This window comes from Deinococcus koreensis (assembly GCF_002901445.1).
Taxonomy (GTDB): domain Bacteria; phylum Deinococcota; class Deinococci; order Deinococcales; family Deinococcaceae; genus Deinococcus; species Deinococcus koreensis.
Window position 1 is genome coordinate 3101598 of the sequence record NZ_PPPD01000001.1, and the last position, 22019, is coordinate 3123616.

Below are 22019 nucleotides of genomic sequence, written 5' to 3' on the forward strand. Positions count from 1 at the left end.
TTGAAGGGGCCCGGCCCGCTCCCCGCCCGGCCCTGGCCTGTGCCCACTCCTCGACGGGGCTCACTCCTCGACGTAACGGTAGCGCTCTATCCCCTGGGCCTTGCCCCCCTCTATCTGGACAAAGACCGCGTTCAGCTCCGCGCGCCCCCCCGCCACGCCGAAGCGGTGCGGCCGCTCGGTCAGGAATTTCTGCAGCGGGCCGTCCATCTCGGAGCCGATCACCGAGTCGTGGGGGCCGGTGAAGCCGGCGTCGGCCTGGAAGGCGGTGCCGCCGGGCAGCAGGCGCGTGTCGGCGGTCGGCACATGCGTGTGGGTGCCGATCACCGCCGCGACCCGGCCGTCCAGGTGCCAGGCCATCGCCTGCTTCTCGCTGGTCGCCTCGGCGTGGAAGTCCACGAACACGCTGCCCATCCCGGGGCGTTCCAGAAACTCGTCCATTACCCGGAAGGGGTTGGCGACCGCGTCCATGAAGACCCGGCCCAGCAGGTTCACCACGGTCAGGCGCTCGGTGCCGCCCGGCGTCTTCACGTCGAAGCTGCGCCAGCCCACCCCCGGCGCCCCCGGATCGCTGAGGTTCAGCGGCCGCACGATGGGGTAGCTGGCCTCGTCCTGCATCATCGGGTAGATGTCCTTGTGGTTCCAGGCGTGGTTGCCCAGGGTCAGGCAGTGCGCGCCGGCCTTCAGGGCGCCCTCGGCGGCGTCGCGGTGCATCCCGAAGCCGCCGGCCGAATTCTCCATGTTGACGATCACGAAGTCCGCCCGCTGCCGCAGCAGCGGCAGCTGGGCCGCCAGCACCCGCCGGCCGGGCTGACCGAACACATCCCCCACGAACAGCACACGCATCATGGGGCGCAGGCTAGCGCGGCAGCCCGGCCCACATGGCGCGGCGCCCAGGTGTTCCCGGCAAGGGCGCGGTGGACAGGCCACCCTGATCCGGCTCGCTATCCTGCCGGGGTGACGTTGCCAGACACGCCCCCCACCGATCCCGTGACCCTGGTCGTGCGCCGGCGCATCCGGGCGGGCCACGAGGCCGGCTACGAACAGCGGCTCACGGAACTGGGCGAGCTGCTGGGCCGTGTGCCCGGCTACCGCGGCACCGGCATCCTGCGCCCGGCAGGCGGCGGGCGCGAGTACACCGTGGTCGCCCGCTTCGATTCGCTGTCCAGCGCCGCGGCCTGGGAACTCTCGCCCGAGCGCACCGCCTGGCTGGACGCCATCGCGCCGATGGTGGACGACCAGCTGAGTTTCGAGCGCCAGCCGGGACTGGACTTCTGGTTCACCCCGCCCGCCGCCCCGACCCTGAGTCAGCCGAGGCGCTGGAAGATGACCCTGCTGACCCTGCTCGTGCTGTACCCGGTGTCCGTGGGGGTCACGCTGCTGGTCGCCCCGCTCGTGGGCTCCTGGCCGCTGGGGCTGCGGGCGCTGGCCCAGATGGTGCTGGTCGTGCCCTCGATGACCTACCTGTTCATGCCGCTCGCCACCCGCTCCGCAGCCCGCTGGCTCAGCCCGGACTGAGGACGCGCCGCAGAGGTCTGGAGCGCGGGACAAGGTGTCTGCTCCTCTTGAACGACAGGGGTCGCTGGCTCACTCTGGACTGAACCCTGTCTCGACCGTCTGATTCAGTCGTCCGGCCCGTCTCATTTGACCCGTCTCATCCGGCCCGCTCCCCAGGCACCTCCGCTCATCGCGGTAATGGCTCCGTAATCCGCCCGGCTCACCCTCAGTACAGGAGGCTGATATGACGCGCATTCTCGTGACCACCGATGGCAGCGACCTCGGACACCTCGCCCTGACCCACGCCCGGGCCCTGGCGGCCGCCCTGCACGCTGAACTGACGGTGCTGTGCGTGCAGCTCGATCCGGGGGTGGCGCTGGCCGGTGAGTTCGGCTACCTGCCGCCCGCCGAGCCGGCGGAGGTGGCCGAGCAGAAGCGCGCCATGGAAACCGCCCTGCAGGCCAGGGTGCCCGGAGCGCGCGTGCGCGTGGAACTGGCGGGTGGGCGGGCCATCGCCCAGGCCATCAGCGACATCGCCCGCGACGAGGGGGCGGCCCTGATCGTGATGTCCACCCACGGGCGCAGCGGCCTGGGCCGGATGCTGCTCGGCTCGGTGGCTCAGGCGGTCGCCTGCTGCGCCCCGGTGCCGGTCATGCTGGTTCGCGCCGGCCACACCCCGCCCCAGTGGCTCACGCCGCCGTTCATGGCCGAGCTCCAGACCGGGGGGAACCTGCAGGGCTGAAGGACACTGCATCGCCGCCCCGACTCTGTGACCAGGGCAACCGCACCGTCTGGGAAGCGGTGGGTACGCTCACGCTGCGGACGACCTCGCTGCTCCTCAGCTATGCGAGTCTTCTGAGAAGGGAGGCAAGGAAAAGCCCGACTGACCCGGTTTTCTTGCCTCCCCTTGAGGGGAGGTGGCCCGCAGGGTCGGACTCGCAGAGCTGCGGAGCAGCGGGGTCGCCTTGCGCGTGATCGAATGCCCCCGTCTGGTGACGGTGCGGTTGCCCTGATCCAATGTGACCCGAACCTGGCCTCCTGGCCCACGAGCGGCTACACTGATCCGTTATGCCGCGCGCCCCTGTGAAACCTGAAGTGATGAGTCCCGTCGGCGGCGAGCGCCAGCTGCGCGCCGCCGTGGAGGCCGGCGCGGACGCCGTGTTCTTCGGCGTGAACTTCGCGGCCGGGCAGGGGCGCGCCGACGGCGCCGGCTTCCATGCCCGTGCCAAGGTGGGCTTCGACGCCGAGGCGTTGCCGGAGATCATGCGTGGGTTGCACGAACGGGGCGTGCAGGCCTTCGTGACCTTCAACGTGCTCGTCTTCGACCGCGAACTGAGGCAGGCCGAGCGGCAGCTCATCACCCTGGCCGAGTCCGGGGTGGACGCCATCATCGTGCAGGATCACGGCGTGGCGCGGCTGGCCCGCGAGATCTGCCCCGATCTGCCGGTGCACGGCTCGACCCAGATGAGCATCACGTCGGCCGAGGGCGCCGAACACGCCCGCCGCTTCGGGGCCAGCCGCGTGGTGCTGGGGCGCGAACTCAGCCTGCGCGACATCGAGCGGATCGCGGGCGCCACCGACCTCGAACTGGAGACCTTCGTGCACGGGGCGCTGTGCGTGTCGTACTCCGGCCAGTGTTTCTCCTCCGAGGCCTGGGGCGGCCGCTCCGCCAACCGGGGCCAGTGTGCCCAGGCCTGCCGCCTGCCCTACGACCTGCTGGTCGACGGCCTGGAGCGCGACCTGGGCGACGCCCGCTACCTGCTCTCGCCCGGCGACCTCTACGCGCTTCATCAGGTGCCGGAACTCGTGAGGATCGGCGTGAACTGCCTGAAGATCGAGGGCCGCTATAAGGACGCCGAGTTCGTGGCCCTGACCACCGCCGCCTATCGCCGGGCCGTGGACGAGGCCTGGGCCGGCCGGCCCCTGAGCGTCACGCCTGCCGAGGAGCAGGATCTGGAGCAGGTCTACTCGCGCGGACTGGGGCCGCACTTCATGGCGGGCACCAACCACCAGACGGTCGTGCGCGGCCGGGCGCCCCGCCACCGTGGGGTGCGGGTGGGCACCGTGCGCGGCGTGACCGAGCGTGGCGTGCTGGTGGATCTCTCCCAGAGCGTGAAGCCCGGCGACGGTCTGGTGTTCGACCCCGCCAACTGGCGCACCCCCGAGGGCCGCGAGGAGGGCGGGTTCCTGTACGGCCTGTGGGACGCCGGGCGTCCGCTGGACGACGACTCGCTGGCCCGCGTGCGCCCCGGTCAGACCCTGGAGCTGCGCTTCGGGCGCGGCGCGGTGGACGGCCGCCGGGTGCGCGTGGGCGACCCCGTGTGGCGCACCCACGACCCCACGCTGGCCGCCCGCGTGAGGCCGCTGGTGGAGGCCGACGACCCGGTGCAGACCCGGCCCGTGGACGCCCACTTCAGCGGCCACGTGGGCGAGGCCCCCGCCCTGACCCTGACCGACGAGCACGGCCTGAGCGCGACCGCGACCCTGCAAGAGCCCCTGGCCCCCGCCCGCAACCGCGCGCTGGACGAGGCGCAGCTCCGGGAGCAGCTGGGCCGGCTGGGCGGCACGCCCTTTCACCTGCGGGCCCTCACGACCGATCTGCAGGGCGCGGGGTTCCTGCCGGTCAGCGCCCTGAACGCCCTGCGCCGGGAGGCGGTGGCGGCCCTCACCGCGCGGCGCGGCCACGCCCCCGAGCGCCCGACCACCCCGGCGCTGGACGCGGCCCTGAGGGAAATGCCGGCCACCACGCCTGACGAGGATCAGGCCCCGCGCCTGCACGTCCTCGTCCGCACGCCGGAGCAGCTGGACGCCGCGCTGGAGGAACGCCCGGACTCCATCACGCTGGACTATCTCGAACTCTACGGACTCAAGCCCAGTGTGGAGCGGGTGAAGGCCGCTGGTATCGCCGTCCGGGTCGCCAGCCCGCGCATCCTCAAACCCACCGAGCAGAACCTGCAGAAGTTCCTGCTGTCGCTGGGCGCCGGGATTCTGGTGCGCTCCGGCGGGTTGCTGGAGGGGCTGCAGGCTGAAGCCGGCGCTGCGGAGCTGACCGGCGACTTCAGCCTGAACGCGGCCAATGTCCTCACCGCCCGCGCCCTGCTGGAGCTGGGTCTGAGCCGCCTCACCCCGACCTACGACCTGAACGCCCAGCAGATCACCGAACTGGCGGGGCTGGTCGGGCCGCTGCGCCTGGAGCCGGTGGCCTACGGGCATCTGCCGGTCTTCCACACCGAGCACTGCGTCTTCTGCCGCTTCCTGAGCGAGGGCACGGACTACACCAACTGCGGCCACCCCTGCGAGTCCCACCGGATCGCCCTGCGGGACGAGCGTGGCCGCAGCCATCCGGTCATGGCCGACGTGGGCTGCCGCAACACCGTCTTCGAGGGCCGCCCGCAGGTCGCCGCCCCCCATCTGGACAGCTGGCTCGGGGCGGGCCTGCGCGACTTCCGGCTGGAGTTCGTGCATGAAACGCCCCAGCAGCTCCGCGACGTCATGGCGGCCCACCGCGCCTACCTGAGCGGGGAGGTCTCCGCCGTGGGGCTGCAGGCACGGCTGGATGCGGTGTCCGACCAGGGCCTCACCGAGGGCAGCCTGTTCGTGCCCCACGATTTCGGAACGCTGGACGCCCTGCCCCTGATCGGCACCTGATCACGTGAGCTTCATTAGGCAAGCATGAACTGCCTGAGACGGAGCGAAAGGCGTGCAGGACGTCACTCATTTAGAGGACTCGGTGCAAAAGCAGGAAATGTCCGCTGCTGGGTCGCGGAAATGCTGAACGGACACCGTGATTCATCCAAGCGTGACGCCTTCCCCTGTAGGCTGGGCCATGCAGCCTGCGGTGCACCCGGTCAAAGTGGAACTTCACGACGTCCCGGCCATGCGCCACCACACCAACACCGGCATCCGCAGCGTCCAGACCTATCTCGAGACCGACCACGGTCTGTTCGTGGCACGTGAGTTCATCGCCCATCCCCGGGTGCGCTACTGGCAGGCCCATCTGCTGCCGGCCCAGAACGTGGTCGTCTGCCGCTACGATTTCCACGGCCGGCGCGAGCACGATTACCACCTGGACATCGCCCAGATCACCCGTAAGGGCGAGGTCTGGACGGTGCGTGACCTGTACCTCGACATCCTGCTCCACGACGGGCTGATGGCCGAGATCGTGGACACCGACGAACTGCTCTGCGCCCACGAGCACGGCCTGATCGACGGGCGCGAGATGCACTGTGCGGTCACCGTGGCCCACGCCACCCTGGCCGCCCTGGCCCGCGCCCGCTACAGCCTGCGCGACTGGCAGGCCGCCCAGGGGATCAGGCTCGACTGGTGTGTGGCGCCCCTGACCCCGGCCTGAACGTGACCCGGGGAGTCCAGGCACCGGAACCTCAGACCAGCTCCGCTCAGGCCCGGCTGGAGGCGGCCCTGCCCGCCGCGCTGGAACGTCTGCGGAGCACCCCTGGCGTGTACGCCGCCCTCTGGTGCGGCTCCGCGTCACGTGGCGAGGCGAACGAATACAGCGATCTGGATGTCCACGTGCTGGTCGAGGGCGATCGGCGCTGGCGCTCGAACTTCACCGTGGCGGGCGTGCCGGTCGAGGTGTTCCACAACCCGGCGCGCAAGGTGAGGGCGATGTTCGCGGCCGGGGACGCCGCCACCATCACCATGTATGCCCAGGGCAGGGTCGTGTGGGAACATCCGGAGCTGGACGCGCTGGTCGCCGAGGCCCGCGCCCTGTACGTCGCCGGCCCCGCCCCCCGCCCGCTGACCCCCCAGGCCCGCCACGCCCTGATCGACGAGCTGCTGGACGCCCGCGCGCTGGCGACGGGGAGCGATCCCCGGCACGTGCTGGTGGCGGTCGGGGCCGCTCACGGAGTGGTCGAGGGCCTGTACGCCACGCGCGGCTGGTGGGGGGTCAAACGCGAGCGCTGGCTGGCCGACCTGCAGGAGCGGGAGCCCGGCGCCGCCCAGGAGGTGCTCGACGTCCTGACTGCAGCGGAGGCCAGGGTTCGGCAGGCGGCCCTGGAGGCCCTGACCCGGCGCCTGACGGGTGATCTGCAGTACCGGGACGGTCAGAGCGAGCCGCAGCGCGTGGAGTGAAGCTCAAGACCGGTCAAGCCTGGGCTCAGCACCTGCGGATGCCGGTCGGTCAGGCTGGAGCGGACATGCCCGGCTTCCCATCCCGCACCCGCAGCCTCAGCTCTGGCCCCAGCGCCCGCGGCACCCGCGTGGCCGGCCGCAAGGTGCTGACCCTGATCCTGGCCGGCGGCAAGGGCCAGCGCCTGGGCGTGCTCACGCAGGAACGCGCCAAGCCGGCCCTGACCTTCGGCGGCACCTACCGGCTGATCGACTTCGCCCTGAGCAACTGTATGCACAGCGGCCTGTCGGACGTCTGGGTGGTCGAGGAATACCAGCTGCACAGCCTCAACGACCACCTGACCAACGGCCGCCCCTGGGATCTCGACCGGACGCACGGCGGCCTGGAGGTGCTGCCCCCCAGCCCGGAGTCGCTCTCGGGCGAACTGGAGGATGCCGGCAACGCCGACGCGCTGTACCTCAACCGGCACCTGATCCGGGCCTACGAGCCGGACGTGGTGGTGGTGCTGTCGGCCGATCACGTCTACACGCTGGACTACGCGGAGGTGATCCGTCATCACCTGGAAGTGGGCGCCGACGTCACGATGGTCACGGTGCCTCTCCCAGCCGGCGAGGACGCCCGCCGCTTCGGCAACGTGACCCTCACCCGGAGTGGGCGCGTGAAGTCCTTCCAGTACAAGCCGGAGCGGCCACGCGGCGGGCAGATCACCACCGAGGTCTTCGTGTACAGCGCCCAGGCCCTGCTGGACACGCTCGACACGCTGCGGGACGAGGCCGGGCCGGGCCTGGGCCTGGGCGACTTCGGGCACGGGCTGATCCCGGCCTTCGTGAAGGCCAGGACAGCCCACGCCTACACGCACCAGGGCTACTGGCTGGACGTGGGGCTGCCCGGTGCCTACTTCCGCGCGCATCAGGATCTGCTGGGCGGCCGCTCGGTCCAGCTGGACTCGCGCGAGTGGCCGGTGCTGAGTTCCAGCATTCCGCGCCGACCGGCCCAGATCGTGCGGGGCGCCCAGGTGGCCGACAGCCTGATCTCCTACGGGTGTCGGGTGGCCGGGAAGGTCACGCGCTCGGTGCTCTCGCCGGGCGTGGTGATCGAGCCCGGCGCGGTGGTCGAGGACGCCGTGATCCTGCGCGACGTGACCGTACGGGCGGGGGCGCAGGTGCGCCGGGCCATCGTGGACGAGGAGGCGGTGATCGCCTCGCGTGTGGACGGCGGCGAGGACGTGGCCGTGATCGGCGCCCGGGCCCACGTCGGCGCCCCGGTGCTGGGCGAACTTCAGGTGGAGCCGGGCCGCCGCTGGCGCGCGGGGTCGCGGCCGCGCGGCACCCGGGAGGAAGGGTCGGGCTAACCGGCCCCAAGTTTTGACCGGCCCCGTGCCGCCGTGATCCCTCCGTCAGAGGGTGGAGCCTAAGCTGGGCCTCACATGATCGAGGTCAGTCACTACACCAAGCGCTACGGCAGGCACGAAGCCGTCAGCGATCTGAGCTTCACGGTTCAGCCCGGCGCCGTATTCGGCCTGCTGGGCAGCAACGGGGCCGGGAAGACCACCACCATCCGGGCGCTGGTGGGCCTGACCCGCCCCACGGCGGGCACCGTGCGCGTGCAGGGCTACGACGTCTGGGCGCAGCCGGTGAAGGCCAAGGCGGCCTTCGGCTACATCCCGGATCGGCCCTACCTGTACGGCAAACTGACCGGCCGTGAACTGCTGCGCTTCGTCGGTCAGCTGTACAGGGTCGAGCGCGCCGACGCCGAGATCGACCGCTGGCTGGACTTCTTCCGCCTGACCGAGTCCGGCAACGAGCTGCTGGAGACCTACTCCCACGGCATGCGGCAGAAGGTCGCCATCATCTCTGCCCTGCTGCCCGATCCCCCGGTGCTGATCGTGGACGAACCCATGGTGGGCCTCGACCCGCACGCCGCGCGGCAGGTACGGGAACTGTTCCGCGGGCACGCCGACCGGGGCCGCACGGTGCTGCTCACCACCCACTCGCTGCCGCTGGCCGAGGCCGTGTGCGACCGCATCGTGGTGCTCGACCACGGCAAGGTGCTGGGCGAAGGCTCCATGGACGACCTGCGCGCCCAGACCGGCACGGCGGCGGGCGGCGTCCACGGCGATTCCCTGGAACGCATCTTCTTCCGCCTGATTGAGGAGGAACAGCAGGAGGAGCAGCGCCGACGCGAGGCTGCGGTGCCGGTGTGACGGTGACCCCGATGTCAGGGCGGGCCGAACGACTTCCCTCTGCCAGCCTGCTGAAGCTGAAACTCACGGCGCTGCGGCACACGCTGGAGGGGGCCTCCAGGCCGGGGCTGCTGTTCCTGGCCGCCCTCGGCGTGCTGCTGGTCTGGGCGGAGGTCTACGGCGTGTGGCGGGCGCTGACCTTCCTGAGCACCTTCGGGGATATCGGCACCAATGTGTTCTCGCGGGTGCTGGAGATCGGCCTGATCACGCTGTCCAGCGGCGTGACCTTCAGCGCCACGACCACCGCCATCAGTACGCTGTACCTCAGCGACGACCTGAACTTCCTGCTGACCCAGCCGCTGCCGACCCGCCGGGTGTTTGGCCTGAAAGTCGCCGAGACGTTCCTGAACACCGCCCTGGTGCCGGTCGCCCTGACCCTGCCCCTGATGATCACCGTCGGCGTGTTCTTCCACGCCCCGGCCTGGGCCTATGCGGTCATGCTCCTCGCCGCGCTGCTCACCTTCGCCGCGCCGGTCGGACTGGGCGCCCTGCTCGCGGTCGGCCTGATGCGCGTGGCCCCGGTCGGCCGCGTGCGCGAGGTGAGTACCGCGCTGGGCGTGCTGATCAGCGCCGGACTGGTGTACGCCATCCGGGCCCTGCGCCCCGAGGTGCTGGTGCAGAAGATGCAGGATCCGGCGAAATTCGAGGAGCTGCTCAAGAACTTCGCCGGCCCCGGCAGTCCGCTGCTGCCGCCGTCGTGGGCGGCGCAGGGCATCTGGCAGGCGGCGCACGGGCACCTCGCCGCGCCGCTGCTGCCCCTGCTGGTGCTGACCGTGGTGCTGCTGCTCGCTGCCACCGCCCTCGCCACCCGCGCGTATCAGGAGGGCTGGGCGCGGGCGCTGGATTCCAGCACGCCCAGGCTCGACCCCACGCCGCGCCGCGCCGCCCCTCTGGAGCGGCTGCTGTCCCGCCTGGGCTCCGGCGGCAGCCTCGCCAGCAAGGATCTGCGCGTCACCCTGCGCGACCCGACCCAGTGGAGCCAGCTCCTCGTGGTGGTCGCGCTCGCCGGCGTGTATCTCGTCAGCGTCAAGGCGGTGCCGATTCCCGTCGCGCAGTTCCGGGGCATCCTGGGGTACATCCAGCTCGCGTTCCAGGGCTTCATCATCTCGGGCGTGGCCGTGCGGCTGGCGTTCCCGGCGGTCTCGACCGAGGCGAAATCCTACTGGTTGCTGCGAACCGCGCCCATCGCCCCGCGCCAGATCGTGCTGAGCAAGTTCCTGGGCGTGCTGCCGGTCACGCTGATCCTGGGCCTGGTGATGGGTCTCGCCTCGGCCCGCGCCATGAACCTGGGGCCTACCCTGCTGCTGCTCTCCGCGCTCGTCAGCATGAGCAACGCCTTCGTCATCACCGCGCTGGGCGTGGGCCTGGGCGCCGCCGCCCCCAAATTCGACGCCGACAACCCGGCCGAGATCGGCGTCAGCGCGGGCGGGCTGGCCTTCATGGGCCTGAGCCTGCTGTATTCGGTGCTGTGCCTGCTCCTGCTGGCCCGCCCCGCCGCCGGCAGCGTCCTGCGCCCCGACCTTTACCCCGGCCTGAGCGCGCTGGGCACGCCGGAGGGGGTGCTGGGCCTGATCGGCCTGGGGCTGGCGACCGTGTTCGGCACGTGGCTCAGCCTGCGGATGGGCTGGAAGCGGCTGGACGCGCTGGAGTGACTTTCATGAATTCAGCCGCTTCATCAGCTGCCCGATACGCGGCACGAAATCGGCGATCAGGCGGCCGCCCACCGCGAAGTCGCGCGGCGGATAGGAATGGAAGCGGATGTTCACGTTGTCCAGCTCCTGCGGCCCGACGCCGAACAGTTCGGCCAGCACGGGCGTGAGCTGCGCCGCCACCCGGCGCTGGGTCTTCACCCCCATGTTCCAGTCCGAGAGTTCGGCCGTCAGGTCAGGCTTGCGGCGCTCCTGGGGCGTGTGGCCGCCGATGAACACGTCCGCCTCGCCGTAGGGCTGGAAGTGGATGGACGTGCGCTCGCGCAGTTCCTCGCGGGTCGGGCCGCCGCGCGACGAGAAGAACAGGTCGTTCAGCTCCTCGGTCAGCCGCAGGGCGATGATCCGCCGCCGCTCGGGCGAGACCTCCGGACAGGTCAGGCGCAGGTAGGGCATGGGCGCAGTGTAAGGGGGCCGGATCACGCCAAAAAGGAGGGGCCGCACGTCTGGCGGCCCCTGCCTGCTGCCTGCTCTCAGGCCTTGACGAGTTCGATGCCCGCCAGCTCGTCCACCGGCAGGCCCCAGGTGTTCATGGCGTCGATGAACGGGTCGGGGTCGAGCTGTTCCACGTTCCAGACGCCGGGCTGCATCCAGGTGCCGCTGAGCATCAGCATCGCGCCGATCATGGCGGGCACGCCGGTCGTGTAGCTCACGCCCTGCGCCTGCACCTCGCGGTAGCACTCGGCGTGATCCTTGACGTTGTAGACGAAATGCACGTTGGGTTTCCCGTTCTTGCCCGGCCCCTTGGCCTGCACACCGATACAGGTCTGCCCGGTGTAGTTGGCTGCCAGCGACTCGGGCGCGGGCAGCACGGCCTTCAGGAACTCGATGGGCGCGATCTTCTGGCCCCGGAAGTCGATGGGCTCGATGGAGGTCATGCCGATGCCCTCCAGCACGTTCAGGTGCTTGATGTAGTTCTCGCCGAAGGTCATCCAGAAACGCGCCCGCCTGATGGTCGGGAAGTGCTTGACGATGGACTCCAGTTCCTCGTGGTACAGCACGAAGCTCTTGCGGGTGGCGACCTTGGGGTAGTAGATGTCCTGCGAGATCTCCAGCGGCCGGGTCTCGACCCACTGGCCGTTTTCCCAGTAGCGCCCGTTGGCGGTGATCTCGCGGATGTTGATCTCCGGGTTGAAGTTGGTGGCGAAGGCCTTGCCGTGGTCGCCGTTGTTGCAGTCCACGATGTCCAGCTCGTGGATTTCGGCGAAGTGGTGCTTGGCGAGGTAGGCCGTGAAGGCCTGGGTCGCGCCGGGGTCGAAGCCGCAGCCCAGCAGCGCCATCAGGCCCTTTTCCTTGAACCGATCCTGATACGCCCACTGCCAGGAATACTCGAACTTCGCCACGTCCCTGGGCTCGTAGTTGGCGGTGTCGAGGTAATGCACACCGGTCTCCAGGCAGGCGTCCATGATGGTCAGATCCTGGTAGGGCAGCGCCACGTTGATGACCATGGCCGGGCCGAAGCCCTGGATCAGCCCCACCAGCTCGGGCACGTTGTCGGCGTCCACCGTGGCGGTCGTGAATTTCGCCCGGCTCTGCGGGAAGTGCTCATGGATCTCGGCCACGATCCGGTCGGCCTTGCTGACCGTCCGGGTGGCGATCAGCACTTCAGTAAACACTGAATCGTTCTGCGCGCACTTCTTGGCGACCACGCCCGCGACGCCGCCGGCTCCGATGATGATGACCTTGCTCATGGGGGGCAGTTTACCCGCAGTTCGGGCGGGGCTGGCGGGAACAGGAGGCTGGACGGGATAGGGTAACGGCATGAGCAAGCGTCCCAAGCGCAATCCCTTGCCCCCGGTGGCGCCTCCTGCCTCGCCATCGGCGCCCCTGCGCGAGGTCACGCCGGAGCAGCGGCGGCGCACGGCCCGCACCTTCTGGCTGATCCTGCTGGCCTTCGTGGCCGGGATCGGCATGCTGGTGGCGGCGCTGTCGTGGCAGGGGCGGGCGGCCCGGGAATACGCCGGAGACGTGCTGGAGGTGGTGCAGGCCACGAAGCCTTCACCCAACGTCTCCTACACGCAGAAATGTTTGGAGGCCCGCCCCGGCGCCCTGCCCAGCGGGGTGCTCGACTGCGACGTGAGGGTTCGGCAGGGGCGTGCCCTGGTGACCCTGCAGCTGGAGGGGGGGCGGCAGTACCGCCTGGGCGACTGAGGCCGCCCCGAAGGCGGGAAAAGTCGGCGTGAATCTGACACCGGGGGGCTTCCACACGGGGCCGTCCTGAACCCTGCCGACGGCTCCTGGCCCTGCTGGACAAGTCCCCGGCGAAGAGCGGGTGCAGACCGCCTGCGTTGGGTTTTTCACTCATCCGACCCTTAAGCCTCAGGGGGCTTGCGCTCCTTGGGTTTTAGTTCATACTTCGTTTAGCATCAATTTAATTTCAGTGCATTCGTCCGACTACGCCATCATGGCCGGGTTCTGTCCTGGCGAAAGGAGAACTGTGTTTCCAGCAGCCTTTGACTACGCCCGTATGCACTCTGCCGAGGAGGCCATCTCCGCTCTGGCCCAGCACGGCGGCGATGCCCGCATCCTGGCCGGCGGCCAGAGCCTGATTCCCGCCATGCGCTACCGGCTGGCGAGGCCCGCCGTACTGCTCGATATCGGCGGTTTGAACGATCTGAAATACCTGCGTGAAGAGGGCGGCTTCCTGCGGATCGGCGCCATGACGGCCGACATGACACTGGAAAGGGATAAGAACGTCCGTTCCCGCTACAGCCTGCTCACGGCGACCAGCGACGTGGTGGCCGATCCGGTCGTGCGCTGCGTGGGCACCGTGGTCGGCAGCCTGTGCCACAACGACCCCTCCGGCGACTGGGGCGCGGCCTCGCTGGCGGCCCGCGCGGTCATGGTCGTGCGCGGAGAGGGCGGTGAACGCCTGATCCCCATCGACGAGTGGCTGGTCGACTCCTTCCAGACCGCCCTGCGCGAGGGCGAGATGGCCGTCGAGGTGCGCTTTCCCGTCCCCGAGCCCCGCACCGAGGGCGCCTACCAGAAGATCGAGCGCAAGGTCGGCGACTACGCGACCGCCGCCGCCGCCGTGCAGCTCACCGTGGACGACTCGGGCCGCGTGACCCGCGCCGGGGTGGCCCTGACGGCCGCCGGCCCACGCCCGGTGCGCGTGGAGGCCGCCGAGCGCATCCTGGTCGGGCAGCTGCTCAGCGAGAACCTGATCCTTGCGGCCAGCGACGAGGCCCGCGCCATCAGCGAGCCCTTCGCGGACAACCGTGGGGGCGTGGACTACAAGAAGGACATGGCCCGCGTGCTGGTCGCGCGTGGCCTGCGCCAGACCGCACAGCGTCTGAACATCACCCTGGGAGCCAGCGCATGACCACTGCCGAACGCGAGACCGAGACCACCGAAGTCGACCCCACCCGCCGCGTCACCCTGAAGATCAACGGCAAGGCCTACAAGCAGGATGTCGAGCCCCGCAAGCTGCTGGCCTACGCCATCCGCGACACCGGCCTCAAGGGCACGCATGTGGGCTGCGACTCCAGCGCCTGCGGCTGCTGCGTGGTCGTGCTGGACGGAGATACGCCGGTCAAGTCCTGCACCATGTTCGCCGTGCAGGCCGAGGGCCGCGAGATCACCACGGTCGAGGGCCTGGGCCAGACCGGCGCCCTGCACCCGCTGCAGCAGGCCTTCTGGGATCAGCACGGCCTGCAGTGCGGCTACTGCACCCCCGGCATGCTCATGACCTCCTACGCCATGCTCCAGCACCACAGCGACCCCACCGATCAGGAGGTGCGCGAGTTCCTGGGCGGCAACCTGTGCCGCTGCACCGGCTACAACAACATCGTCAAGGCCGTGCAGCAGGCGGCTCAGGTGCTGCGCGACGACAAGGTCAACCAGCTCGCGAATGCCGCCACCGGAGGAAATGCGTGACCACCACAGACAAGAACTACTCCATGGGCAAGTCCATGAAGCGCAAGGAAGACCCGCGCTTCCTGACCGGCCAGGGCAACTACGTCGACGACCTCGTCATTCCGGGCATGCTCAGCATGGCGATCGTGCACAGCCCCTACCCGCACGCGCGGATTAAAGGCATCGACAAAACGGCCGCGTTGGCCGTGCCCGGCGTGAAGGCGGTCATCACCGGGGAAGACCTGGTGGCCGCCAGCCTGGGGTGGCTGCCCACCTTCCACGGCTTCGACAAGCAGATGGTGCTGGCGGTCGGCAAGGTGCTGTTCCAGCATCAGGAGGTCGCCGCCGTGTTCGCCGAGACGCGCGAGGCCGCCATGGACGCCGCCGAACTGGTGGACGTGGACTACGAGCCGCTCGATCCGGTCTCCACGCCCTTCGAGTCCATGAAGGACGAGACGATCCTGCGTGACGACCGCGAGAACAAGACCAACCACATCTTCCACTGGGAGAGCGGCCACCAGGACGAGACCGAGGCCGCGCTGGCCGCGTCCGAGGTCATCATCAACGAGAAGGTGTACTCGCCGCGCTGCCACCCCTCACCGCTGGAACCCTGCGGCTGCGTGGCGCAGTTCGACTCGATGGGCCGCCTGCACTTCCACGTGACCAGCCAGGCGCCGCACGTCCACCGCACGGCCATCTCCATCGTGACCGGCATCCCCGAGGACAAGATCCACGTCATCTCGCCGGACATCGGCGGGGGCTTCGGCAACAAGGTGCCCGTGTACCCCGGTTACGTCTGCGCCATCGTAGGTGCGCTGATCCTCAAAACCCCGGTCAAGTGGATCGAGACCCGCACCGAGAACCTCACCACCACCGGCTTCGCCCGCGACTACCACATGGACGTGACCATCGGCGCGCGCGCAGACGGCACGGTGACCGCCCTGAAGGTCAAGACGGTGGCCGACCACGGCGCCTTCGACGCCGCCGCCGACCCCACCCAGTACCCGGCCGGCATGTTCGGCGTGGTCACCGGCTCCTACGACTTCCCGGTGGCCTTCACCGAACTGGACGCCTACTTCACCAACAAGGCGCCCGGCGGCGTGGCGTACCGCTGCTCCTTCCGCGTGACCGAGGCCAGCTACGCCATCGAGCGCGGCATGGATCTGCTGGCCGGCGAGCTGAAGATGGACCCGGCCGAGCTGCGGAAGAAGAACTTCGTGCAGAAGGACGAATTCCCGTACAAGAGCGCGCTGGGCTTCACCTACGACTCCGGCGACTACGAGGGCACCCTCGACCACGCCATGAAGCTGATCGGCTACGACGACCTGCGTAAGGAGCAGGCCGAGAAGCGCTCACGCGGTGAACTGATGGGCATCGGCCTCTCGACCTTCACGGAAGTCGTGGGCGCCGGCCCCAGCAAGCACTTCGACATCCTGGGCATCAAGATGTTCGACTCCGCCGAGATCCGCATCCACCCCACCGGCAGCGGGATCATCCGCACGGGCACCAAGAGCCAGGGCCAGGGGCACGAGACCACCTGGGCGCAGATCGTCGCCGAGGAACTGGGCCTCGATCCACAGAACCTGCTGGTCGAGGAAGGCGACACCGACACCGCTCCATACGGCCTGGGCACCTACGCCAGCCGCAGCACGCCCGTCGCCGGGGCCGCCCTGGCGCTGGCCGCGCGGCGCATCCGCGAGAAGGCCAGGGTCTTCGCCGCGCACCTGCTCGAAGCGTCCGTGGACGACGTGGAATGGGTCGATCACAAGTTCTCCATCATGGGCGCCCCGGACAAGTCCGTGACCATGAAGGAAGTGGCGTTCGCCGCCTACACCAACCCCGGCGAGGGCAACGAACCCGGCCTGGAAGCCAGCCTCTACTACGATCCACCCAACATGACCTTCCCCCACGGCACCTACATCGCCGTGGTGGACGTGGACGCCGAGACCGGTGAGGTCAAGGTGCGCCGTTTCCTGGCGGTCGACGACTGCGGCACCGTCATCAACCCGATGATCGTGGAGGGCCAGGTGCACGGCGGCCTGACCGAGGGCTACGCCATCGCCTTCATGCAGGAGATTCCCTACGACGCCCAGGGCAACAACATGGCCCCCAACCTGATGGAATACCTGATTCCCACCGCCGTGGAGTCCCCGATCTGGGAGACCGGCAGCACGGTCACCCCCAGCCCCCACCATCCCATCGGCGCCAAGGGCGTGGGCGAGAGCCCCAACGTGGGCAGCCCCGCCGCCTTCGTGAACGCCGTGATGGACGCCCTGAGCCCGCTGGGCGTGAAGCACATCGACATGCCCCTGACCCGTGAGAAGGTCTGGTTGGCCGTGCAGAACGCCAAAGCGGTCGCGGGAGACTGAGGGGAGGTCTGGGCGATGGGGTCTGCGCTGTGAGTGGCGGCCCACGCTCGTCCGGGTTTCCAGGCTGAAACGAGGGGCAGTCAGCGCGGGTGCTGGCTGCCCCTCCCGGTTTTCGGTGGCACCGGAGGCTCAGCTTCGCCGCATCATTCCCCTGCCCTGCTGAGCATCCCGCCCCTCGTGCCCTGCACTCCCCTGAACCTGCCCCCCCGCCTCGTCCAACGATTCACCCCGAGGTTTCATGACCCAGCCCGCCCCGAGCGTCAAATTGATGTGGCCGACCCCCATTCTGGAACGCCAGTTGCCGGATCATGAGGCCGTCAACGCCGGCCTGATCGAGCTGTTCGCCCGTCACCGCGAGCAGCATCCGGGCCCAGACGGCAGCGTCTATTCCTCCTCGGACGATCTGCTGGAACGCTATGACGACGAGTCGCTCAAGCAGCTCTTCGCCTTCGTCTCGCAGTCGGTCTTTCAGGTGGCCCAGAGCATGAACGCGGCCGTCTGGGCCGGGATGCCGGGCATGCGGCTGCAACTGCGGGTGGTGGGGGCCTGGTTTCAGGTGCAGAACCACTACGGCTTCCACGACATCCACACCCACGGCAACTGCTCGTGGAGCGGCGTGTACTACGTGCAGATCGACGATCAGGCGCGGCGGGCGGCGCACCCTCACCTCGGCGCGCGCAACGGTCTGACGCGCTTTTACGGGCCGTCCCTGACCCTGCTGGGCGGCGCCTATCAGGATCTGGGGAATGCCTACCTGCAGCAGGCCACCCATGACGTGCAGCCCCAGGCCGGCACCCTGATCGTCTTTCCCAGCTGGCTGAATCACAAGGCGCTGCCCTACGACGGCGCCCTGGATCGGGTGATCGTCTCGTTCAATGCCCAGGTGCACGGTCAGGGCGGCAACCGGAGCGCCGAGTTCGGTTTCTCGTGAGGTCGCCGCGCCGTGGAATGAGGCTGCCCCGTGGAGTGAGTCGGCAGCCAGCGAGGTTCCCACTGCGTCTGATGCTTCCATCCTCTGCTTCGCAGCTTTGCAGGCCTCGAAAACTCCATCAAATTCACTCACTCCGTTCGGTCAAAAGTGAGCAGCGCTTTTGACCCATGCTTTAGGAGGAGAATCAGCCATGAACGACTCCGAACCCCCAGCGGTTCACCCCAGTCCTGTCCGGGAAGCGGAAGTCCTGAGCGACCTGCCCGCTCGTCTGGCCCAGCTCGCCCACGACGGCGCCGCGGCCGCAGTGGCGACCGTGGTCTCGCGCAGGGCCCCGGTCTCGGCCCAGGTGGGCGACAAGGCGCTGATCCACGAGAACGGACACATGGAGGGCTTCGTGGGCGGCGCCTGCTCGCGCGAGATCGTGCGGCGCCAGGCGCTGCTGGCCCTGCAGGGCGGGCAGGCCCGGCTGGTGCGGATCGTGCCCGGCGCCAGCGCGCAGGGGGCCGAACACGCCTTCGCCGAGCGCGTCACCGTGCCCATGAACTGCGCCTCGGAAGGGGAGAGCGAGGTCTTCATCGAGCCGCTGCTGCCGCCCCGGCTGCTGATCGTGGTGGGCCGCACCCCGGTCGCCCAGGCCATCGCCACCCACGCCCGCCTGATGGGTGACCGCGTGTGGCGCGTGCTGGACGATGACGAGACCCAGGGGCACACGGACGGCCCGGACGCCGTGGGGCTGGGCGAGCTGTCGGCGCGGCTGGGCGCCCTGCCGGAGTCGGCGCGCTCGCGGGTGCGCTGCGTGGTGGCCTCGCAGGGCCATTACGACGAGACGGCCATCGAGACCCTGCTGCGGGCCCAGCCGAACCCGGTCGGCCTGCTCGCCAGCCGCCGGCGCGCCGCGACCGTGCGCGAGACCCTGCAGATGCTCAGCGGCTTCACGGAGGCTGACCTGGGCCGGATCCGCGCCCCGGTGGGTCTGGCGCTGGGCGCCCGCACCCCGCACGAGGTCGCCGTGAGCGTGCTGGCCGAACTCGTGCAGCTCGACCGGATGGCTCAGGCGCAGGGACAGCAGGAGACGGCGTCCGGAGCGGCCGCCCAGGAGGCTTCATCCGCAAGCTCCAAGAGCGCTGCCCCGCCTGCCTCTGCTCCATCCTCATCTGCCCCACCCCCATCTGCGCCGGCCGCATCGGCGCCGCCCTCATCCCTGCTCTCCCAGGTCATGAGCCTGCCCGCCCTGCCGGTCGCCCAGGCGGGCACCTCCACCTCCACCTCCACCGATCCCGTGTGCGGCATGAGCGTCACGCTGCCCGCCAGGCACACGGCTGAATTGGACGGCGTGACCTACGCCTTCTGCTGTCCGCACTGCAAGGCGCGCTTCCTGAAAGACCCGGCGGCGTACCTGAGCGCCTGACCCCCTCCCGGCGACCACGCCCCGTATGCTGCGGGGCGTGTTTGCTCTGACGTTTTCCCGCTTCGGCGGCCCCGAGGTGCTGGAGTACCGCGAGGTGCCCGATCCCGTGCCGGGGCCGGGCCAGGTGCTCGTGCGAACCCGCGCGGTCGGGCTGAATTACGCCGACCTCTACCGGCGCCGGGGCACTTACCACCTGCGCGGCGAGCCGCCCTACATCGCCGGTTACGAGGCGGCCGGGGTGGTGGAGTGGGCGCCGGACGGGAGCAGCTTCACGCCGGGGCAGCGCGTGGCCTTCGCCGACAGCCCCTTTGCCAACGCCGAACTGGTCGCGGTGGATCAGGAGCGGCTGGTGGCCCTGCCGGACGACGTGAGCTTCCAGCAGGCGGCCGCGCTGCTCCTGCAGGGCCTGACCGCCGACTTCCTGACCCGCGACAGCCACGCCCTGAGATCCGGCGAGCGCGTGCTGATCCACGCGGCGGCGGGCGGGGTGGGCGGCCTGCTGGTGCAGCTCGCCGTGGCGGCCGGCGCCCGGGTGCTGGGCCTGACCTCCGGTGCCGGGAAGGCGCAGCGGGTGCGCGACCTGGGAGCCCACGCCACCGCCCTGTACAGCGAGGACTGGGTGGCGGCCGCCCGAGCCTTCGCGCCCGGCGGGGTGGACGTGGCCTACGACGCGGTGGGCACCACCCTGCCGCGCACGCTGGACGCCCTGCGGATCGGTGGACACGCGGTCTTCTACGGTATGGCCGGCGGCGACCCGCCCCCCATCGATCCCCGGCGCCTGATGGACGAGAACAAGACCCTGACGGGAGGCGACCTCTGGAACGTCCTGACGACCGCCGATGGGCGCCGGGAGCGGGCCGGACGGCTGTTCGGGGCGCTGCGCTCGGGCGCGCTGCAGGTACCCGTGACCGCCACCTTCCCGCTCTCGCGCGGCGCCGAGGCCCATACCGAGCTGGAACGCGGCAGCGCGGGCAAGATCCTGCTGTTACCGGGTTAAGCCTGGTGCCACAGCCGTTCCTTGAGGTTCACCTTCTGGAACAGCAGCGCCGCTCCGTCGTGGGAGGCGATGGCCTGCTCCAGCGCCCCCACGATCTCGGCCAGCGGCAGCGTAAAGGCGCCGGCCTCGCCGCGCCGGGCCTCTTCCGACCAGCGGTCGATGGGGGAGGTGTCGGGAGGCAGGGGCACGCCGACCTCGATCAGGGTCTCCACCGAGGCCCGCAGGGCGTCCCCGGTCACCGGGACGTGGGCCAGGCTGGTCTGCACCCCGCCATCCATCAGGGGGTTCAGGAGCGTCAGGCCGTCCAGGCAGAGGTGCAGCACCTCGCCCTGGGGCACCGCCTCGCGGCCCAGGATGAGCGCCGTGGAGGTGTCCTCACCGGGCCGGGTGCGGTAGAGCCAGCGCTGGCCAGGGGCGAAGTCGGTCATGGGCCCAGCTTAAGGGCCGGCGGCCCGCCGGTCGTCCGCCGTCTGGCAGGGGGCACTGCGCGCTCTTGCCTACCGGGGCCCCCCGGCTGAGCTGTCTTGCCCGCCCGCCGACCCTTCGCGGCGCAGGCGCTAGCCTCGCTCCATGAGTTCCGACGGTCTGCCCGAACGCTTCGACGTGGTTGTTCATCCGGTCTCGGAGCTGCGCGGTGAGCTGCGCGCCCAGCCCAGCAAGAACTACACGACGCGCTACCTGCTGGCGGCAGCGCTGGCCCAGGGTGAGACCCGCGTGGTGGGCGTGGCGACCAGCGAGGACGCCCACGCCCTGCTGCGCTGCCTGAAGGACTGGGGTGCGGGCGTGGAACTCGTGGGAGACGACGCCGTGATCCGGGGCTTCGGGGCCTCCCCCCGTGCGGGCGTGACCCTGAACCCCGGCAACGCCGGCGCCGTCGCCCGCTTCCTGATGGGCGTGGCCGCCCTGACGACCGGCACGACCTTCGTCACGGATCATCCGGAGTCGCTGGGCCGGCGCCCTCAGGGCGACCTGCTCGCGGCGCTGGAGCGGCTGGGCGCGCGGGTGAGCAGCCAGGACGGGAGGTTGCCCGTCTCCATCTCCGGCCCGGTGCGCGGCGGCGTGGTCGAGGTCGCCGCCGACAAGTCCAGCCAGTACGCCTCGGCCCTGATGTTCCTGGCGCCGCTGCTGCCCGGCGGACTGGAACTGCGCCTGACCGGCGAGATCAAGAGCCACGCCCCGCTGCGGCAGACGCTCGATACCCTGGCGGCCTTCGGGGTGCGGGCCACCGCCGACGGTACAGCCGAGGGCGACCTGAGCCGGATCAGCATTCCCGGCGGCCAGACCTACCGCCCCGGCCGGGTGCTGGTGCCGGGCGACTACCCCGGCTCGGCCGCCATCCTTACGGCGGCGGCGCTGTTGCCCGGCGAGGTGCGCCTCTCGAACCTGCGCGAACACGACCTGCAGGGCGAGCGTGAGGCGGTGGCCGTGCTGCGCGAGATGGGCGCCGACATCGTGCGCGAGGGCGACGCGCTGACCGTGCGCGGCGGCCGGCCCCTGCGGGCCGTGACCCGCGACGGCGACGGCTTCACCGACGCGGTGCAGGCCCTCAGTGCGGCGGCGGCGAGTGCCCAGGGCACGACCACCTGGGAGAACGTCTCGACCCTGCGCCTGAAGGAGTGTGACCGCATCTCCGACACCCGACGCGAACTCGAACGGCTCGGCCTGAGCGTCACGGAAACGGGGGACAGCCTGAGCATCACGGGCGCCCCCACCGTCGCGGGCGGCGTCACGGCCGACGGACACGGCGACCACCGCATGATCATGCTGCTCACCCTGCTGGGGCTGCGGGCTCAGGCCCCGGTCACGATCACGGGCGCCCACCACATCCGCAAGAGCTATCCGACGTTCTTCCGGCATCTGGAGACGCTGGGGGCACGCTTCGAGTACGTGCCGACCGACACGCCCTGACGTCCGGCACCACG

At 70.1% G+C, this 22019-nt stretch carries 20 protein-coding genes; 16 read left to right on the plus strand and 4 right to left on the minus strand.

What is annotated here, in order from left to right; genetic code table 11:
• Positions 1-60: 60 nt before the first annotated feature.
• On the minus strand, positions 61-846 hold the full coding sequence (locus CVO96_RS14640) for a TIGR00282 family metallophosphoesterase (RefSeq protein WP_165795312.1): 786 nt from the start codon (positions 844-846) through the stop codon (positions 61-63).
• A 108-nt stretch (positions 847-954) separates the two neighbouring features.
• Between CVO96_RS14640 and CVO96_RS14645 the strand changes: the two genes are divergently transcribed.
• The 8 genes from CVO96_RS14645 (at position 955) to CVO96_RS14680 (ending at position 10480) form a co-directional block, all read left to right on the plus strand.
• Positions 955-1515, plus strand: a complete 561-nt coding sequence (locus CVO96_RS14645; RefSeq protein WP_243398382.1) for an antibiotic biosynthesis monooxygenase — start codon at positions 955-957, stop codon at positions 1513-1515.
• A gap of 223 nt (positions 1516-1738) precedes the next feature.
• Positions 1739-2236: a universal stress protein gene (locus CVO96_RS14650; protein ID WP_103312859.1), complete on the plus strand. Its 498-nt coding sequence runs from the start codon at positions 1739-1741 to the stop codon at positions 2234-2236.
• Positions 2237-2562: 326 nt separating this feature from the next.
• Positions 2563-5142, plus strand: a complete 2580-nt coding sequence (locus CVO96_RS14655; RefSeq protein WP_243398383.1) for a U32 family peptidase — start codon at positions 2563-2565, stop codon at positions 5140-5142.
• Positions 5143-5320: 178 nt separating this feature from the next.
• The gene (locus CVO96_RS14660) at positions 5321-5845 is read left to right on the plus strand and encodes a DUF402 domain-containing protein (protein ID WP_243398384.1); all 525 of its coding nucleotides are present in this window, start codon (positions 5321-5323) and stop codon (positions 5843-5845) included.
• Entirely contained in the window at positions 5818-6588 is a 771-nt protein-coding gene (locus CVO96_RS21460) for a nucleotidyltransferase domain-containing protein (protein ID WP_243398385.1), read from the plus strand. Before CVO96_RS14660 ends, CVO96_RS21460 begins: the two co-directional genes overlap by 28 nt.
• 65 nt (positions 6589-6653) lie before the next feature.
• On the plus strand, positions 6654-7937 hold the full coding sequence (locus CVO96_RS14670) for a glucose-1-phosphate adenylyltransferase family protein (protein WP_103312860.1): 1284 nt from the start codon (positions 6654-6656) through the stop codon (positions 7935-7937).
• A 75-nt stretch (positions 7938-8012) separates the two neighbouring features.
• Positions 8013-8789, plus strand: coding sequence for an ABC transporter ATP-binding protein (locus tag CVO96_RS14675; protein WP_103312861.1), 777 nt, complete (start codon positions 8013-8015; stop codon positions 8787-8789).
• 11 nt (positions 8790-8800) lie between these two features.
• Positions 8801-10480, plus strand: a complete 1680-nt coding sequence (locus tag CVO96_RS14680) for a putative ABC transporter permease subunit (protein WP_103313532.1) — start codon at positions 8801-8803, stop codon at positions 10478-10480.
• Between the two features lie 3 nt (positions 10481-10483).
• On the opposite strand, the gene CVO96_RS14685 is transcribed toward CVO96_RS14680, so the two are convergent.
• Positions 10484-10930, minus strand: a complete 447-nt coding sequence (locus CVO96_RS14685) for a hypothetical protein (RefSeq protein WP_103312862.1) — start codon at positions 10928-10930, stop codon at positions 10484-10486.
• Positions 10931-11007: 77 nt separating this feature from the next.
• Complete coding sequence (locus CVO96_RS14690; protein WP_103312863.1) at positions 11008-12225, minus strand: saccharopine dehydrogenase family protein; 1218 nt, start codon at positions 12223-12225, stop codon at positions 11008-11010.
• 70 nt (positions 12226-12295) lie between these two features.
• On the opposite strand from CVO96_RS14690, the gene CVO96_RS14695 reads away from it, so the two are divergent.
• From CVO96_RS14695 to CVO96_RS14725, 7 genes are all read left to right on the plus strand, one after another.
• Positions 12296-12685, plus strand: coding sequence for a hypothetical protein (locus tag CVO96_RS14695; RefSeq protein WP_103312864.1), 390 nt, complete (start codon positions 12296-12298; stop codon positions 12683-12685).
• 253 nt (positions 12686-12938) lie between these two features.
• Positions 12939-13859, plus strand: coding sequence for an FAD binding domain-containing protein (locus CVO96_RS14700; protein WP_103313533.1), 921 nt, complete (start codon positions 12939-12941; stop codon positions 13857-13859).
• Entirely contained in the window at positions 13856-14413 is a 558-nt protein-coding gene (locus tag CVO96_RS14705) for a (2Fe-2S)-binding protein (protein ID WP_103312865.1), read from the plus strand. The genes CVO96_RS14700 and CVO96_RS14705 overlap by 4 nt, the downstream gene beginning before the upstream one ends.
• Complete coding sequence (locus CVO96_RS14710; protein ID WP_207795319.1) at positions 14410-16761, plus strand: aerobic carbon-monoxide dehydrogenase large subunit; 2352 nt, start codon at positions 14410-14412, stop codon at positions 16759-16761. The genes CVO96_RS14705 and CVO96_RS14710 overlap by 4 nt, the downstream gene beginning before the upstream one ends.
• 238 nt (positions 16762-16999) lie before the next feature.
• A complete protein-coding gene (locus CVO96_RS14715) occupies positions 17000-17692 on the plus strand; it encodes a putative 2OG-Fe(II) oxygenase (protein WP_103312866.1) in 693 nt (230 codons plus the stop codon).
• Positions 17693-17882: 190 nt separating this feature from the next.
• The gene (locus CVO96_RS14720; protein ID WP_103312867.1) at positions 17883-19100 is read left to right on the plus strand and encodes an XdhC family protein; all 1218 of its coding nucleotides are present in this window, start codon (positions 17883-17885) and stop codon (positions 19098-19100) included.
• Between the two features lie 37 nt (positions 19101-19137).
• Positions 19138-20097 (plus strand): quinone oxidoreductase family protein, encoded by a 960-nt coding sequence (locus CVO96_RS14725; RefSeq protein WP_103313535.1) that lies wholly within the window; start codon positions 19138-19140, stop codon positions 20095-20097.
• Here CVO96_RS14725 and CVO96_RS14730 read toward each other — a convergent pair.
• Positions 20094-20525 carry a hypothetical protein gene (locus CVO96_RS14730; RefSeq protein WP_103312868.1) on the minus strand — a complete coding sequence of 144 codons (432 nt, stop codon included), beginning with the start codon at positions 20523-20525 and terminating at the stop codon, positions 20094-20096. The genes CVO96_RS14725 and CVO96_RS14730 overlap by 4 nt on opposite strands.
• A 142-nt stretch (positions 20526-20667) precedes the next feature.
• Here CVO96_RS14730 and aroA point away from each other — a divergent pair, with 142 nt between their 5' ends.
• A complete protein-coding gene (aroA, locus tag CVO96_RS14735) occupies positions 20668-22005 on the plus strand; it encodes a 3-phosphoshikimate 1-carboxyvinyltransferase (RefSeq protein ID WP_103312869.1) in 1338 nt (445 codons plus the stop codon).
• The last annotated feature ends 14 nt before the right edge of the window (positions 22006-22019 follow it).